Below are 15,613 nucleotides of genomic sequence, written 5' to 3'. Positions count from 1 at the left end.
GCCGCAGGTTATTGTGTTGTTCATGATTGCTTGGGTATTGCGGGCCGTTGTGCTCGGTGCGCTGGTAGTGGCCCTGCGTACCGTGCTGGGATTCGCGATGGTGTACTGGCCGACCCAGGGCGCGTGGATGCGGATTCTGTGCCTGGTCGTACTGATCGGTGCCGTCGCTTTTTGGGGATTACTCGACGGTCACAAGGACCGGGTCGCTCACCCCGACCCGGAGCGCGGCACCGATCTCACCATTCTGTGGCTGAAGGCCGCGGTGCTCGGCGGCCTGGGCAGTGGACTGGCCGCGTGGATCCTGGACTGGCTGCCCCGTTTCGATCTCGGCGATAACGGTCTGTTGTTCGAGCTGACCGCCTCGGCGTCGTTCATCGTGCTGCTGATCTTCATCCCGGCCCTCATCGGTGTCGCGATCGGCCGACTGCTCGCCGGTCGGCAGACCCGTGACGAGTCGGCGCCGCGGCAGGAAAATCCGACACCGGCCTGATCTTCGCGACCCGAGTGCCTCGGCTCGGCTCCGCGTACGACTCGTTCGAGGCCGGTGAGTCCGTGAGTGCGTCAATGGTGCACCTTCGAAAGAGGGTGCACCATTGTCGTTTTCGACGAGCGCTGAGGAGTGGGCCGACACATGTCATGTGACAGCGCCGCTGCGGGTGCCGGGTTCGCCGGGGCTTAGCATCGTCGCATGACCGATGCGCTCGCCTTCCCGCGACAGTCCGCGCGAACCCAACGCTTCACCCTCGGGACACCGCGCACCTTCACCATCTCTCCGGACGGTCGGCGGATCGTGTTCCTGCGCTCACGCTCTGGCACCGACACGGTGAATCTGATGTGGGTGCGCGATACCGATACCGGCGTCGATACGATCCTCGTCGATCCGGCACAACTGCTACGTGACCGGGTCGAGTCCGAGTCGGTGCAGGAGCGAGCGCTCCGCGAACGCGCCCGTGAGGGCGCGACCGGAATTGTCCGATACACCACCGACAGCGCGGTGACGGTGGCGGCCTTTGTGCTGTCAGGTCGCCTTTTTGTCGCCGACCTGATTTCCGGAGCCATCGAGGAGCAGCAGCCGCCGGGGCCGGTGATGGACCCTCGGCTCTCGCCCGACGGCCGTCTGCTGGCCTATGTCTCGGGTCGCGAGATGCGTGTGCGTGCGGTCGATGGCACTTCAGACCGCGCCGTGATCGACCCCGAGGACGAGCACCTGCAGTACGGGCTCGCGGAGTTCATCGCCGCCGAGGAAATGGGCCGCGATCGCGGCTTCTGGTGGGCGCCGGACGGGTCCCGATTGCTCGTCGCCCGCGTGGATGACCGGCCGGTCGACCGCTGGTGGATCGCCGATCCGCGCAACCCGGAACGCGAACCCGCCGCAGTCGCCTATCCTGCGGCCGGGACGGCGAACGCCGAGGTGACGCTCGTCCTTGTCGATACCGATGGCAGGCGCACGCCGGTCGAATGGGATCGCCTCGCCTTTCCCTATCTCGCGCGGGTGCAGTGGGCCGAAGGTAATCCGCCACTGCTGCTGGTGCAGGCCCGTGATCAAAAGACCCAGCGCCATCTGACGGTGGATGTCGCGACCGGCGCCACCACCGTGGTGGGCGAGGACACCGATCAGGTCTGGGTCGAACTGTTCTCGGGCGTGCCGGCATTCACCCCGGACGGTCGACTGGTCCGGGTCGTCGACAGCGACGACGCACGAGTTCTGATGGTAGGAACCGAGCAGGTGACCGGATCAGAACTCCAGGTACGCGGTGTCTTGGCCGTCGATGATGACAGCGTTCTGCTCACCGCGATGGCGACCGGACCGGGCGAGATCGGCGAGGTGCACGTCTATCGCGTGAGCGGTGACGAGGTTGTCCGATTGTCGGATGCCCCCGGCGTGCACTCGGCGGTGCGCGGTGGTGAGATCGTGATCCTGCTGTCGAGTTCGCTGGCGAGCCACGCCACCACGGTGCGAGTGTTGCGCGGCGGCACCATGATCGGTGAAATCGAATCTCTTGCGGCCACCCCGGCGCTGACGGCCCGACCTGAACTCAGGTCCATCGGCGCGCGCCGGATTCCGGCGGCGGTGCTGCTGCCTGCCACCTACTCCGGCGGCGAATTGCTACCGGTGCTGCTCGATCCCTACGGCGGTCCGCACGGACAGCGTGTCGTCCATGACCAGCGTGCCTATCTGGAGGCGCAGTGGTTGGCGGACAACGGGTTCGCGGTCGTTATCGCCGACGGTCGAGGTACGGCGGGGCAGGATCCGAGGGGCCAGAAGGCGGTCTCCGGTGATTTAGCGGGCACCCTCGACGATCAGGTGGACGTCCTGAATGAGCTTGCCGCGCAATTCCCACTCGATCTGACCAGGGTGGCGATCCGTGGCTGGTCCTTCGGCGGCTACCTCGCCGCGCTTGCCGTGCTGCGCCGCCCGGATGTCTTCCACGCGGCCGTCGCAGGCGCGCCGGTCACCGATTGGCGGCTCTACGACACGCATTACACCGAACGCTATCTCGGGCATCCGGACCAGCATCCGGACGTCTACGACGCGAACTCCCTGGTCACCGCTGCTGGACTATCGAAGGCGGCGCTACCAGCACGGCCGTTGCTGCTCATCCACGGGTTGGTGGACGACAATGTTGTCGTCGCGCACACACTGCGGCTGTCGGCCGAACTGCTAGCTGCCGGACGGCCGCATGAGGTGCTCCCGCTGTCGGGGGTCACGCACCGGCCGGTCGAGGAGCAGGTCGCCGAAAATCTGCTGTTACATCAGGTCGACTTCTTGCGGCGCGCACTGACCGAACCGGTTTCGTCGAGCTGAGTCGGATTCACGCGCCGGTGGGTTGTGAGTCGGTCGAGCGTGCGGCACTCGACCGATACCATATGAGGGTGGGCAGCGACGACGGTGGAAACGGCCAGGATTCGGCGACCTACTCGCAGGATGTGCTCGAATTTCTGTGGTCGCTCAATCCCGACGCCGCCATCGAAATCGGCCGGCTGCCACCAGTCCTGTGGGAGGAATCGTCCCGGATCGCGCGAGACGGGCAGCGCGAGCAGGCGACCCGGCTGTTGGAGCGGGCTGAGGGCACCGTCTCGGGCGACGTCGCCGCCGCGGCGAGATTTCATGTCGATTCGGCGGCATCGTTGCTGGCGAACCGCGATATCGGCGAACTGAATCACATGACCGGCCCGGTGGCCCGCCTCAGTTGGGCGGCGCATTCGTGGCCCCAGGTGGAGGACCCTCGATTCGAGGTCTACGTCGAACGATTGCGGGCATTTCCCTCGTACGCGGCCGGGTTGATCCGGGAGATCGAGGATGCCGAGGCGTCCGTTCGTGGCTCGCAGCCGGTGTTGCGAGCGTTCCTCGAGCAGGTCGACACACTCTTCGCGGAACAGAAAGCTGGTTCGGCGCCGCTACTTTCGCTGCCTAACCTGCCCGCGGCGGTCTTGGACGACGTATACCAGGCATTGTCGTCGTTGCGCGCGGTCGCGGTGTCTGCACTCGGTGATGCGGCCACCGCATCGCCGTTGGCGGGCAGTTCCGTGGGCGGAGATCGCTACCGCGACGCGATATTTCGCGGCACGAGCCTGTTCATCACACCGCAACGCCTGGAGACCATCGGGCTGGAACTTCTCGGTGCGACCGAAAGAGATTTCGCATGTCTGGCCGACAGTGCGGCGGCGCGTGACACGCTGATCTCCGGCGCCGACATCTTGCGACGGTTCACGCAGACACACGAAATCCTGGTAGCGAACAGTCCCCGGTTGTGTGAGCGCTGGCCGAAGACGCCGTGCGAGGTGGTCGCGATGCCCGGAGCGAATGCCTCGACCGGGCCACCCGCGTTCTACGGGCCGTCCTCGTATCGAAACGGCCGGTCGGGGTCGCTGTATGTCAATATGACGGTGCCCTCGTCGACCCGGTCGTGGGAAGTGCTGCCGCTGGCCATGCATGAAGGGGTCCCCGGCCACCATTTGCAGATCGCGTTGCTCGACGAGAACGACGCCGTCCCCGATATTCTGCGCTTGCTGCCGGTGAACGCCTTCACCGAGGGGTGGGCGGTGTATGCCGAGACGCTTACCGCGGAAATCGGTCTGGCGGTGACGGATTCGGACACTCTCGGCCTGTTGGCGCATCAGCGGTGGCGGGCCGCGCGCCTGGTCGCCGATGTCGGGCTGCATGTGCGGGGCTGGAGTGTCGAGCAGGCCGTGACATTCATTGCCGCGCAGACGTTGCAGGACAGCGGTCAGGTCCGCAAGGAAGTCGTCCGATACCTGGCCTGGCCGGGCCAGGCCCTTGGCTATGCGATAGGCGCACAGGTCATTTCGAACTGGGTGCGTGAAAGAGTCGGTGCGGGAAACACACTCGCGGCGGCCCACACCAAGCTGCTGGACCGGGGGTCGCTGCCATTGCGGGCGCTGACCGGCGCCGACCATTTCGAGTGAATGGAGCTGGGTCGCCTGCACCGCAGCGAACGCGCAAGTCTAATGTCCGCGCGGAACGTATTGGCGCCACGACGTTGTCCGATTGCCTGCACGGATGTCATCGATTCGTTGCCGTAACCGATCGGCGTGCACTTCTGACGCTGTCGCTCGCCGGAGCGGGCCGGTTACCTGAACCAGATCACGCTTCTCGTGGGCCGATACTGACCCAGTCCCAGTCCCAGTCTCCGAGTATCGGCCGCGCCGGGTTCATTCTGTTGTCCCACAGAAGATTTCCCGCCCAGGCATCCCCATGGATAAGACCGATGCCCAACGGCCAATCGAGTTCGCTCAGTTCCTTGCGAATCTCGTCAATTCGGCTCAGTAACCACGTTTGCTCCTCGTCGCTGATGACGCACACCGCGTTGTGCTCGAGTAGCGCTGCGTGCAACGACTCCAACGCGGTCCATCGTTGGAGTTCGGTCTCCGGCATCGGTAAGTCATGTAGCGAACGCAGCAGCCGACCGAATTACCCGGGACTTTACCCTGCGCGCCCGATCCTCAAGGGGACTGGGCGGTCCGGCCGGTGCGGGTCAGAGCAGGATGGCGCCTCCGCTTGGGCCGGCCTCGCGGCCGATCGCGGAATACGCTGCGGCCAGCAGGGTGGGATCCGGGCCCTCCAGCCGGCCGGGCTTACCTAGGCCATCGAGTACGACGAAACGCAGGACACCCGAACGGGTTTTCTTGTCCGTCTGCATTGTATCGAGCAGTTGGGGGAGTGCGTCGATGTCGTAACTGGTTGGCAGGCCGACACTTTCGAGGATGGCGCGATGCCGGTCGGCGGTGGCGTCGTCCAGGCGCCCGGCCAAGCGGCCGAGCTCGGCGGCGAAGACCAGGCCGACCGAGACGGCGGCGCCGTGACGCCAGCGGTAGCGCTCGCGGCGTTCGATCGCGTGGGCCAAAGTGTGGCCGTAGTTGAGGATTTCGCGCAGGCTCGACTCCTTGAGGTCGGCGGCGACCACATCGGCCTTCACCTGGATCGCACGGCGAATCAGTTCGGGCAGTACCTCACCCTTCGGATCCAGTGCGGCCTCGGGATCACGCTCTATCAGTTCCAGGATCACCGGGTCGGCGATGAAACCGGCCTTGATGATCTCGGCCATGCCCGCCACGATCTCGTTGCGCGGCACCGTTTCCAGCGTCACCAGGTCGACCAGCACCGCGGCGGGCTCGTGGAAGGAGCCGACGAGGTTCTTGCCTGCCTCGGTATTGATGCCGGTCTTGCCGCCGACGGCCGCGTCGACCATCGCCAGCAGGGTGGTCGGCACATGCACGATCTTTACGCCGCGCATCCAGGTGGCGGCCACGAATCCGGCCAGATCGGTGGCCGCGCCGCCGCCGAGGCTCACCACAACGTCGTTGCGGGTGAGACCGATCCGGCCGAGCACCTCCCAGCAGAAGCCGGCGACCGCAAGATCCTTCCCGGACTCGGCGTCCGGAATCTCGATACGATGCGCGTCGATACCGGTGTCGGCCAGCGCCTTTCGCACCGCCTCCGCGGTCTCGGCCAGCGGCGGCTGATGGAAGATCGCCACCGTACGGACGCCCTTGGTCGCGCCGGTGACCGCGTCGACCAGATCGCCGAGCAGCCCACGTCCGATAATGACGGGATATGGGTCGGCGGTGGCAACCTGCAGACGAGTCGGCTCTGTCACGTGTGCTCCGATTCTGTTCGTGCCGTTTGTTTGGCTGCTCGCGCGCGGGCGCGCCGAGCCCGGGTCCGTCGCGAACGACCACCGGAAGGTGGTGTGTCGCTGGAGGTTTCGGCAGGAGTCGCAGCAGGCTCGGTGCCGCTGGACTGGTTTGCCTCCGCCTGTGCGGCGGCCCTGCGGCGTGCGGCCGCACGTGCCCTGGCCGCGCGGCGGGCTCGGGATCTGTTGCTTCCCTGTGGTTTTTCGCCGCGCGGTTGTTCATCACGCGCGATATCTCCGGTGGCCGCGGCTGTATCGGGCTCCGAGTCTTGCGGCGGCACCGATTCGAACTCGAGCTTCGTCATGATCATTCGCACCACGCGACCGGGGCTTCGCCCGTCGGTGCGCACCCGGACCGTGGCCACCTCCCGGTACAGCGGCCGCCGCTTGCACATCAGTTCGCGATACTTGGCGCTGGGATCGGCGCCATTGAGCAGCGGCCTTGCCGTACTCGCGCCGGTGCGCCGAAGCCCTTCGGCCACACTGATTTCCAGGTAGACGACGGTACGGTTGCGCAGCAAGGCCCTGGTGTCCTTCGACAACACCGCGCCGCCGCCGAGGGAAACCACACCGCGCTCGGCGAGGATGGCGCGCCGCACCACCTGCTCCTCGATCCGGCGGAACTCCGGCTCGCCGTCCGTGGCGAAGATTTCGGGAATGGTCCGACCTGTCTCGCGCTCGATCCCGATATCGGTGTCATACAGCTCGACACCGAGTTCCCTGGCAAGCTTGCGGCCGATCGTCGATTTCCCCGCTCCCGGCGGTCCGACCAGCACCACGCGCGGTGCGCGCGGATCGGTCTGCGCGATCATTGCGTCCGACTGTCCGAGCTTGTATCCGGGTACGCGGCGTGCGGGCGGGTGCCGATGCGCTTGACGTAGCTGGTGATGTTGTCGACGGTCTCGGTCAGCGAATCGCCGCCGAACTTCTCCAGTGCCGCCTGCGCGACAACGAGTGCGACCATCGACTCCGCGACCACACCGGCGGCGGGCACAGCGCACACGTCGGAGCGCTGGTGGATGGCGACCGCTTCCTCGCCGGTGGCCATATCGACCGTGGCCAGCGCGCGTGGCACCGTCGAGATGGGCTTCATGGCGGCGCGGACGCGCAGCGCCTCGCCATTGGTCATGCCGCCCTCGAGTCCGCCTGCCCGGTTGGTGGAGCGCAATACTCCGTCAGGGCCGGGTCGCATTTCGTCATGAGCCTGGCTGCCGCGCCGCCGGGCGGTCTCGAATCCGTCCCCGACCTCTACACCCTTGATGGCCTGAACCCCCATGAGCGCGCCCGCGAGTCGCGAATCGAGGCGGTTCTCGCCGCTGGTGAAGGAGCCGAGCCCGACGGGCAGCCCCGTCACGACGACCTCGACTACACCGCCGAGGGTGTCGCCGTCCTTCTTGGCGGCCTCGATCTCCGCGATCATCGCGGCCTCGGCGTCCTTGTCGAATGCGCGCACGGGGCTCGCGTCGATGGCGGTCAGATCGGATGCGGCCGGTGTCACACCGGTCGTATTCGCGGCGGTTCCGATCGAGACGACGTGCGAGACGACCTCCACACCGAATGCTTGACGCAGGAAGTTGCGGGCGACGGTGCCAGCCGCGACGCGTGCGGCGGTCTCACGAGCGCTGGCCCGCTCGAGCACGTTGCGGGCGTCGTCGAAGTTGTACTTGAGCATGCCCGAGTAGTCGGCATGGCCCGGTCGTGGGCGCGTGAGCGGTGCGTTGCGCGCGAGTTCGGCGAGTTCGGCCTCGTCGACCGGGTCGGAGGACATGACCGTCGTCCACTTCGGCCACTCGGAGTTGGCGACCTCGATCGCGACCGGTCCGCCCATGGTGCGGCCGTGGCGCACGCCGCCGACGACGGTGACCTTGTCGGCCTCGAACTTCATCCGGGCACCGCGCCCGTAACCGAGCCTGCGGCGCGCCAGCTGCGCGGAGATCTCGACGGATGTCACCTCGACACCGGCCACCATCCCCTCGAGGATGGTGACAAGAGCGGGACCATGGGACTCTCCGGCAGTTATCCAGCGCAACACGTCGTCCATCTTCCCATGTCGTCGCGGGTGCTGCGGCACGCGGCCCATCGTGATCGTGGGCACGCTGATGCGCTCTAATCGGTTGCCACGCAGTTACCAGCGCGGTAGTGCTTCCGAACCCGCGCTGGGCGTCCCCCGGTACACGGCGCCCGGCGTGTCGCCGACGTGTGCGGCCGGGCTCAACCGGCGCGTGCGGTCAAGGCCAGGACCGTCGCGACGCACATGGCAGGCCCGTGCGCCAGTGTGTGCGGCCGTGTGGGCGCGTCGCGGCGACGGATCCAATGGACCGAAAGCACGACAACTCCGGCCCCCGCGGTCAGCACCGGCGCGCCGGCCGCCGCCCACACCCATGCCTGCGCGCCACCCAGTGCGGCCGCCGCACCGAGCCCCGCCGCCAGCTTCACATCACCCGCCCCGAACGCGGCCGGGGCGACTATGTGAACCATGAGGTAGGGCGTCGTCAACAACACGGCGCCGACAACCGCCGCGACGAATTGTGCTGTGTACAGCGCATACCCGAGGATGGCGAGCGCACCGGGCCAGGTCAGCGCATTCGGTAGCCTGCGCTCCCGGATATCGCTGAAACTCAGCAGCGCGCACCAGATCACGAGCAGGGTGAAAGCGGCGATGTGCATGACTACCAGCCTCGGCCGGTGTCGTCGGCCCGGGAAGCCCCAGTGTGGCGATTGGGGACTACCGCCATTGATGTGAATATCTCTCGATCCGGAACTGCCCGAGGTGTTCTCGCAGTGCGCTGTCGGGGCGCGGTCGCGATCCCGTGCCGACCCTCGGAGCAGGGCGGATGTCGCGCACGTGTTGCACGCCATGATGTGCCGCCACGGCGGTAGCGTTGACGCATGTGTGCTGATCAGATGGGCATTGGGCCCGACTACGCGGCGCGTCGAGGAGCGTTGCGAAGTCTTCTGATGGAGAACGAGGTCGACGGGCTGCTGGTCACCGATCTGGTGAACATCAGGTACCTGACCGGGTTCTCCGGTGCCGATGCGGTGCTGCTGGTGCACACATGGGATATGCGCGATTCGGAGGAACGCACCGTCATCGGCACCGATGGCCGGTATCGGACCCAGGTCGCCGCGCAGGTGCCGGATCTGCGGTCGGAAATCTCGTGGGCCACCGCCCGGCGCATCGTGGAATTGGCCGGGGAATGGCAACTCGGCCGGATCGGCTTCGAGAGCCATATCGTCACCGTCGACCAGCATCGCGGGTTCGTTGAGCAGTGCACCGGTCTCGAGTTCGTGGCCACTCCCGGGCTGGTCGAACAGCTGCGCATGGTGAAGGACTCCTATGAGATCGCGCAGTTGCGTGCCGCATGCGTGGCGGCGGATGACGCGTTGGCCGCGCTCCTGGCGGGCGGCGCGCTGCGTCCCGGCCGCACCGAACGACAGATTGCCCGCGATCTGGAATGGGCGATGTTCGAGCACGGCGCCGAGGCGGTGGCCTTCCAGACGATCGTCGCGACCGGGGCCAATGCCGCGGTGCCGCAGCACCGCCCTTCCCAAGCGGTGCTCACCGCAGGCGATTTCGTGGAGATCGGCTGCGGTGGTGTTGTCGGGGGCTACCGCAGCGCGATGACCCGCACCGTCGTCCTCGGCACGCCGACCGCCTGGCAGCGCGAGGTGTATTCGCTGGTCCAGCAGTCGCATCGTGCTGGTGAGAAGGCATTGCGGCCGGGCGTCCCGGTGGCTGACGTGGATGCGGCGGCGCGCACGGTGATCGAGGAGGCCGGGCACGGCACGCTGTTCGTGCACGGACTCGGGCACGGCGTCGGATTGCGGATCCCCGAAGCGCCGGGGATCGCCAAAACCGGAACCGGTACACTTCTGTCTGGCGTGGCGGTGACCGTCGAACCAGGTGTGTACTTCCCCGGCCGCGGCGGAGTCCGGATCGAGGACACGTTCGTGGTGCGCGAGAGGGGCCCGGATCTGCTCACCGGCACCAGCAAAGACCTGACCGTCGTCGAGTGACGGCGGTTGCCCGAAAACTGTTTGGCAAGAACTACTTATCGAGAACGAGGAGATCCAAGAACAGTGGCGGACACTAGCGACTTCAAGAACGGCCTTGTGCTGAAGATCGATGGTCAGCTCCAGCAGATCATCGAATTCCAGCACGTCAAGCCGGGTAAGGGTCCCGCGTTCGTGCGGACCAAGCTGAAGAACGTGCTGTCCGGCAAGGTTGTCGACAAGACCTTCAACGCGGGTGTCAAGGTGGAGACCGCCACGGTCGACCGCCGCGACATGACTTACCTGTATCACGACGGTTCTGACTACGTCTTCATGGACGGCGACACCTTCGATCAGATCTCCATCGCGGAGGGCACCATCGGACCGAGCGCGCGGTTCCTGCTGGAGAACATGACCGTGCAGGTCGCCACGCACGAGGGCGCGCCGCTGTATGTCGAGCTCCCGGTCACCGTCGAGCTCGAGGTGCAGCACACCGACATCGGCCTGCAGGGTGACCGCTCCACCGGCGGCACCAAGCCGGCCACCCTGCAGACCGGCGCCGAGGTGCAGGTCCCGCTGTTCATCAACTCCGGCGACAAGCTGCGCATCGACTCGCGCGACGGCAGTTACCTCGGCCGGGTGAACTCCTGACCGTGGCCGATGAGCCCGTGGACAAGAAGTCCACGTACAAGAAGCTCGGCGCCAGGCACAAGGCCCGGCGCCGCGCGGTCGATCTGCTCTTCGAGGCAGAGGCCCGTGACGTCGATGCGGCCGAGCTGCTCTCTGAGCGCGTGGAGCTGGCCACCGAGGATCAAGCGGTCGCGCCGGTGCACGCCTACACGGGTGTCCTCGTCGAGGGTGTCGCCGACGACCTCGATCGGGTGGACGGGACCATCGAGTCCTATCTGAAGGATTGGGAGCTGTCCCGGCTGCCCGCCGTCGACCGGGCCATCCTGCGGATCGCGGTGTGGGAGTTGTTCCACGCCAACGATGTTCCGCCGGTCGTCGCGGTGGACGAGGCGGTGGAGCTGGCCAAGGAGCTGTCCACCGACGACTCGCCCTCGTTCGTGAACGGCGTCCTCGGCCAGGTTGTGCTGGTCGCGCCGCAGGTGCGGGCCGCCGCAGCGGCGACAAGGGCGCCCGGCCCGGAGACCGAGGGATGAGCAACAAGTACCTCGTGATGGCCATGCGCACACCGCATTTCGACACCGCCGTCATCGAACCGCACCGAGACTTCCTCGCCGCGTTGCTCGAACGCGGCCAGCTGTGCGAGAGCGGCCACTTCACCGACGGCACCGGCGGCGCGTACGTCATTTACGCCGATACCTTCGAGACCGCCCGCGAGATCGCGTTCACCGACCCGGTGCACACCACCGGTTCCTCGGAACTCACCGTCTACGAATGGGAGATCGCCCTCTCGGCGTGAATCTCGAACAGCCGCACACCCCTGTCCAAAGGGTGTGCGGCTGTTGCTGTTTCGTGGGTGCGCCCATGCCCCCGCTGGCGGGTGTACGGGCCCAGCGGGGGCGATTCGGGTGTTCGGGCCGCCGGATGCGACCACGTGCACGGCACCGATCCTGGTTCCTCGAGTGCACTCGAGGTCAAGGGCGGTGTGGCCCAGACAACAGAGGGGGTACTGGCGCACACGACTTCTCGGTTCGTTCGCCGCAGCCGCGGTGCTGCCCCTATCCTGGTTGGAACGCAGGGGAGAGTATGGGACGAATTCTGATCTGGTTCCGCAATAACGTCGACGGATCCTTCGCGGTGCTCCTAGCGGTGACCGTCGGCTTACTGCAATTCCTCGATGTCATCGGAACCGACCAGGTCAACGCCGCCATCCTGCTCGTGCTCGGTCTGGTGGCCATTACGCTGCTGCGCGACCGGCACCTGTCGTCGCAGGCGGTGCGCGACGCGACGTCGGTGCAGCTGCTGTACGGGCCGGAGATCGGGCACGCGCACACGCTGGCCAGACGCGGCACCGAGCAGTGGATCTTCAAGGGCGGCACCGGAACTTATCTGCGGGCGGTCACGCTGCGCGAGTGTGTGGAGAACGCGCGGCGCGAACAGCGGCCGTTGCGTATCCAGGTGGAGGTCCTCGACCCGACCAATGAGTCGCTGTGCAAGACCTACGCGCAGTTCCGTTCGTCCCTGGTGCCGGAGGCCGATCGCACCGGGGAACTCTGGACCACCGAGCGCACCCGCAAGGAGTCGTTCGCGACGGTCCTCGCGGCCTGCTGGTACCGGCAGCGATTCACCTTCCTCACCATCGACATCGGGCTTTCGGCGGTGATGACGACCTTCCGCTGGGATCTGTCGTCGAGTTGCGTCATTGTCACCCAGGACAATCCGAATACTCCGGCGATGATGTTCGAGCGCGACAAGCCCTATTACCGGGACTTCAATCGCGAACTGGTGGCCAGTTTCAAACAGGCGCGTCAGGTTCCGTTGAGTCGCGGCGAAGAGTTCGTCCTGGCTGACGAGCCGTCGGTCGAGCAGGCCCGCAATCTATTCGATGTGCTCGGGCTGGCACTGCCCTCCACATACACCGATCGTGACGTCGCTGATATCGTGCGGCGCGCGCTACAGCCGAGGAATCCTTACTAGTGAGTGAGTACGCGCGCCTCCGAACGCTCATCGTCGCTGATGCGGCGGGGCCGCAGGTGCGCCGCTGGACCCGAAACCTGCTCACCGACATCTGTTCCGGCCGTTCGGGCATCGCCGCGGTCCGTCATCCCCTGGGGTTCTTGTGTTTTCCCGCATGGCGTGGCGGCGGGCTCGGCATCTGCGTGCATGTCTGGACCGACGGGGTGCGCCCGGCACCGACCACCTCGGCCGTGCACGCACACAGCTGGGACCTGCTCAGTTTCGTGCTGTATGGCGCCGTCGGCAATGACATCATCGAATTGGACAGTGCGCCACCATATCCGACGCACCGCGTTTTCGAGGTCCACAGCGCGGCGCACGGTGACCTGGTGCGCGCCACCAAGCGGGTTGTCGGCTACCGCACTCGATCCAGCCAGCGCTTCCGGGCGGGCGAGGTCTATACATTGCCGCACGGCGCGTTCCATGTGTCCAATGTGACCGGCGAGGCGGCGACGGTAGTACTCGGTGAAGATCGCTCCAGCACCCCCGACCTGTCACTCGGCACCCTCACCACCCATGACCATTGGGTGCGCCGAAACCCGTGCACCGTGACTGAAACCCGTCGAGCCGCGCAGACCGTGCTGGACCATCTGCAGGACAATGCCCTGCCGGAGCAATGGGAGAACCGATGCGAACAGGCGAGGTAATGAATCTGCCGCTCTCCCTGGATGATCGGGCCCCGATTCTCCAGGGCTCGATCGATTTGCCCGATACCGTCGTGGCCGCGGCGGCTGGGGTCGCGATCAGGGCGGCGACCGAGGCGGGCCGGACGATCCACGCGGGTCTGGCCGGAGCGCTCACCGTCCGAACCAAGGATGCCAGCGGTGATCTGGTCACCGACTTGGATCTGCGTGCCGAGCACATCATCGTCACCCATATTCGCCGCGCCTTCCCCAGCCACCGCATCCTCGCTGAGGAATCCGGACTCCTCGACAGCACCGACGACGCGTGGTGCTGGGTGGTCGACCCGCTGGACGGCACCAACAACATCGCCATCGGCCTGCCGGTCTGCACGGTGGGTATTGCCCTGTGCCACCATGGAATTCCTGTGCTCGGCGTTGTGCACGAGCCGCTCGCCGACCGAACGTGGTCGGCCACCCGAGGCGGTGGCGCGATCGGCCCGGCGGGCCCGCTGTCTCACCCACCGCGCCGCGGCTCCCAATCGGCCCCCACCTTCGCCTGGGTCCAGGGTTACCCCGTCACCCGTGGCGACCCCACCGCGCGCGCCTTACGCCTCGCTCTGGAGTCCGGATCGCGCCGCCTTATCCAACTGTGGTCACCACTGCTGTGCTGGATCATGTTGAGTCGCGGCGATATCGATGGTTTCGTCGGCTATCGCGCGGGTCTCGTCGACCTGCCCGCCGGTACGCTGATCGCGCAGGAATCCGGAATCGATATCACCGCCTTCGACGGCACCCCGCTGGCCGAGCGGCTCGATCCCACCGGCGGCGAATTGGATTTCATCGCCGCCGCGCCCGACATGCTCTCCGAACTAACCCTCTTGGTGAAATCCGCAGCCGAGGTGTCGGTGACCGGCCTACCCGCTAGCCGGTGACGAGCAGCGCCGCTACCGCGCCAGTTGTCGCGACGACGGCCAGTCCCAGGCCGGTCAGTACGAAGCGCCCCATCGGGACGCGAACGTCGTGGGTGCGGCAGAACTCGAGGCACAGCAGTGTGGCCAGGGACGCCCACGGAGTGATGATTGGACCTATGTTGGTTCCGATCAGCAAGGCCAGCAACTGATTTCGGTTCTCGGATGGCACCACGGCCTCGCCCGCAGTATATGCGGGCAGATTGTTGGCCACGTTCGACAGAGCAACTCCGGCCCCCGCGGCCTGGTAGGCGCCGGTGACACCCGCGTCGTCGCCGATCAGCCAGTGCATCACGTCGGACAGGCCGAGCCTGCTGAGAGTCGGCACCACGAGAAACAGTCCGACCACGAAAACCAGCAGCTGCCATGGAATCAGCGACAGTCGCAGCGACGAGGGATCGAAGATCGCGAACGCGGTCACCGCGACCGCGGCGGCCAGGGCCGCCGCGATGCCGATGCGGTCGCCGACGAACGGGATGGCGAGAATGAAGAGTAGGCACGCGCCCGCCGTCGTATAGAGCAGGGTGCGCTGCTGGGAATTCTCCGGGCGAACCGGCTCCGGCGGGACATACCGATCGGTGTCACGCCGACCGCGCCGCCAATACCACAACCAGAGGCCGAGCATCGTCGCCGCGATCGAGACCAACTGTGGCGCCCACATCCGCGCCGCAAAGTCGGTGGCGTCCAACGCGACCCGGTTCGCGGCGAGGAGATTGGTGAGATTGGACACCGGCAGTAGCAGACTCGCGGTATTGGCAAGCCATAGCGTGGTCATGGCAAGCGGCAGTGGGGGAATGCGGGCAGGCACGGCCAGCGCGAGCATGACCGGGGTGAGCAGCACTGCTGTGGTGTCGAGATTGAGCAGGATCGTAGTGGCCGATGCGAACAGCACACACAGCCCGAACAGCGCCGGATAGTAGCCGCGGCCCAGAATCGCGATCCGATGTGCGATCACATCGAAGACCTTGGCCTGACGCGTCAGCTCGGCGAGCACGATCACGCTGCCGAGGAACAGTAGCAGCGGTCCGATCCGCCGCATATTGTCGGCGGCCTCCTCGCGCGGCAGCAGACCGGTCAGCACGCACAACAGACCGGCGGCCAATAGACCGAGCCGCACCATATCCAGGGTGCTCAGCCGCCATCGGGTCGATGGCTCGATATTCGATTCGCGCGCGGAGGGATCCACCTTTTCGGGCACGCACGCCATCATCGCAGCAATTCCACTGAGTAC

General features: G+C 66.4%; 15 protein-coding genes and 1 pseudogene. 10 read left to right on the top strand and 6 right to left on the bottom strand.

All coding sequences use genetic code 11. The features are described from left to right. The first annotated feature begins 22 nt into the window (after nt 1–22). From LKE06_RS23615 to LKE06_RS23605, 3 genes are all read left to right on the top strand, one after another. Nucleotides 23–490, top strand: coding sequence for a B-4DMT family transporter (locus tag LKE06_RS23615; protein ID WP_228001560.1), 468 nt, complete (start codon nt 23–25; stop codon nt 488–490). A 198-nt stretch (nt 491–688) separates the two neighbouring features. Then, nucleotides 689–2,806 carry a S9 family peptidase gene (locus LKE06_RS23610; protein WP_228001559.1) on the top strand — a complete coding sequence of 706 codons (2,118 nt, stop codon included), beginning with the start codon at nt 689–691 and terminating at the stop codon, nt 2,804–2,806. 68 nt (nt 2,807–2,874) lie between these two features. Further along, the gene (locus tag LKE06_RS23605; protein WP_228001558.1) at nt 2,875–4,428 is read left to right on the top strand and encodes a DUF885 domain-containing protein; all 1,554 of its coding nucleotides are present in this window, start codon (nt 2,875–2,877) and stop codon (nt 4,426–4,428) included. A 178-nt stretch (nt 4,429–4,606) separates the two neighbouring features. Here the strand turns inward: LKE06_RS23605 and LKE06_RS23600 are convergent, their stop codons facing one another. From LKE06_RS23600 to LKE06_RS23580, 5 genes and pseudogenes are all read right to left on the bottom strand, one after another. Then, on the bottom strand, nt 4,607–4,921 hold the full coding sequence (locus LKE06_RS23600) for a phosphotransferase (protein WP_228001702.1): 315 nt from the start codon (nt 4,919–4,921) through the stop codon (nt 4,607–4,609). A 76-nt stretch (nt 4,922–4,997) separates the two neighbouring features. Beyond that, entirely contained in the window at nt 4,998–6,119 is a 1,122-nt protein-coding gene (aroB, locus tag LKE06_RS23595) for a 3-dehydroquinate synthase (RefSeq protein WP_228001557.1), read from the bottom strand. Nucleotides 6,120–6,448: 329 nt separating this feature from the next. Next, nucleotides 6,449–6,967: pseudogene (locus LKE06_RS33305) on the bottom strand (shikimate kinase); the annotation flags it as partial. After that, on the bottom strand, nt 6,964–8,187 hold the full coding sequence (gene aroC, locus LKE06_RS23585; protein ID WP_228001701.1) for a chorismate synthase: 1,224 nt from the start codon (nt 8,185–8,187) through the stop codon (nt 6,964–6,966). The gene aroC and the pseudogene LKE06_RS33305, both read right to left, overlap by 4 nt. A 179-nt stretch (nt 8,188–8,366) precedes the next feature. Continuing rightward, complete coding sequence (locus LKE06_RS23580; protein ID WP_228001555.1) at nt 8,367–8,822, bottom strand: prepilin peptidase; 456 nt, start codon at nt 8,820–8,822, stop codon at nt 8,367–8,369. Nucleotides 8,823–9,044: 222 nt separating this feature from the next. Here LKE06_RS23580 and LKE06_RS23575 point away from each other — a divergent pair, with 222 nt between their 5' ends. From LKE06_RS23575 to LKE06_RS23545, 7 genes are all read left to right on the top strand, one after another. Continuing rightward, nucleotides 9,045–10,172 (top strand): M24 family metallopeptidase, encoded by a 1,128-nt coding sequence (locus tag LKE06_RS23575; protein WP_228001554.1) that lies wholly within the window; start codon nt 9,045–9,047, stop codon nt 10,170–10,172. A gap of 63 nt (nt 10,173–10,235) precedes the next feature. Continuing rightward, nucleotides 10,236–10,799 carry an elongation factor P gene (gene efp, locus LKE06_RS23570; protein ID WP_228001553.1) on the top strand — a complete coding sequence of 188 codons (564 nt, stop codon included), beginning with the start codon at nt 10,236–10,238 and terminating at the stop codon, nt 10,797–10,799. Between the two features lie 2 nt (nt 10,800–10,801). After that, complete coding sequence (gene nusB, locus LKE06_RS23565) at nt 10,802–11,311, top strand: transcription antitermination factor NusB (RefSeq protein WP_228001552.1); 510 nt, start codon at nt 10,802–10,804, stop codon at nt 11,309–11,311. Then, entirely contained in the window at nt 11,308–11,574 is a 267-nt protein-coding gene (locus LKE06_RS23560; RefSeq protein ID WP_228001551.1) for a YciI family protein, read from the top strand. Before nusB ends, LKE06_RS23560 begins: the two co-directional genes overlap by 4 nt. A gap of 287 nt (nt 11,575–11,861) precedes the next feature. Further along, nucleotides 11,862–12,752, top strand: coding sequence for a hypothetical protein (locus LKE06_RS23555; RefSeq protein ID WP_228001550.1), 891 nt, complete (start codon nt 11,862–11,864; stop codon nt 12,750–12,752). After that, nucleotides 12,752–13,438 carry a hypothetical protein gene (locus tag LKE06_RS23550; protein WP_228001549.1) on the top strand — a complete coding sequence of 229 codons (687 nt, stop codon included), beginning with the start codon at nt 12,752–12,754 and terminating at the stop codon, nt 13,436–13,438. Before LKE06_RS23555 ends, LKE06_RS23550 begins: the two co-directional genes overlap by 1 nt. Beyond that, nucleotides 13,420–14,346: an inositol monophosphatase family protein gene (locus LKE06_RS23545; protein WP_228001548.1), complete on the top strand. Its 927-nt coding sequence runs from the start codon at nt 13,420–13,422 to the stop codon at nt 14,344–14,346. The genes LKE06_RS23550 and LKE06_RS23545 overlap by 19 nt, the downstream gene beginning before the upstream one ends. Here the strand turns inward: LKE06_RS23545 and LKE06_RS23540 are convergent. Next, on the bottom strand, nt 14,336–15,589 hold the full coding sequence (locus LKE06_RS23540) for an SLC13 family permease (RefSeq protein WP_228001700.1): 1,254 nt from the start codon (nt 15,587–15,589) through the stop codon (nt 14,336–14,338). The two genes, LKE06_RS23545 and LKE06_RS23540, sit on opposite strands and share 11 nt — an antisense overlap. Nucleotides 15,590–15,613 lie beyond the last annotated feature (24 nt).

The sequence above is a fragment of the Nocardia australiensis genome, from assembly GCF_020733705.1.
Taxonomy (GTDB): domain Bacteria; phylum Actinomycetota; class Actinomycetes; order Mycobacteriales; family Mycobacteriaceae; genus Nocardia; species Nocardia australiensis.
Note: the sequence above shows the minus strand (reverse complement) of the source record. Positions and strands in the feature narration are given on the sequence as shown.

Bases quoted from the DNA above. Each gene is read 5' to 3' on its own strand.
- LKE06_RS23615 (WP_228001560.1), top strand. From the start codon at position 23: ATGATTGCTTGGGTATTGCGGGCCGTTGTGCTCGGTGCGCTGGTAGTG.
- LKE06_RS23580 (WP_228001555.1), bottom strand. From the start codon at position 8,822: ATGCACATCGCCGCTTTCACCCTGCTCGTGATCTGGTGCGCGCTGCTG.
- LKE06_RS23610 (WP_228001559.1), top strand. From the start codon at position 689: ATGACCGATGCGCTCGCCTTCCCGCGACAGTCCGCGCGAACCCAACGC.
- LKE06_RS23540 (WP_228001700.1), bottom strand. From the start codon at position 15,589: ATGGCGTGCGTGCCCGAAAAGGTGGATCCCTCCGCGCGCGAATCGAAT.
- LKE06_RS23545 (WP_228001548.1), top strand. From the start codon at position 13,420: ATGCGAACAGGCGAGGTAATGAATCTGCCGCTCTCCCTGGATGATCGG.
- LKE06_RS23575 (WP_228001554.1), top strand. From the start codon at position 9,045: ATGTGTGCTGATCAGATGGGCATTGGGCCCGACTACGCGGCGCGTCGA.
- LKE06_RS23555 (WP_228001550.1), top strand. From the start codon at position 11,862: ATGGGACGAATTCTGATCTGGTTCCGCAATAACGTCGACGGATCCTTC.
- LKE06_RS23560 (WP_228001551.1), top strand. From the start codon at position 11,308: ATGAGCAACAAGTACCTCGTGATGGCCATGCGCACACCGCATTTCGAC.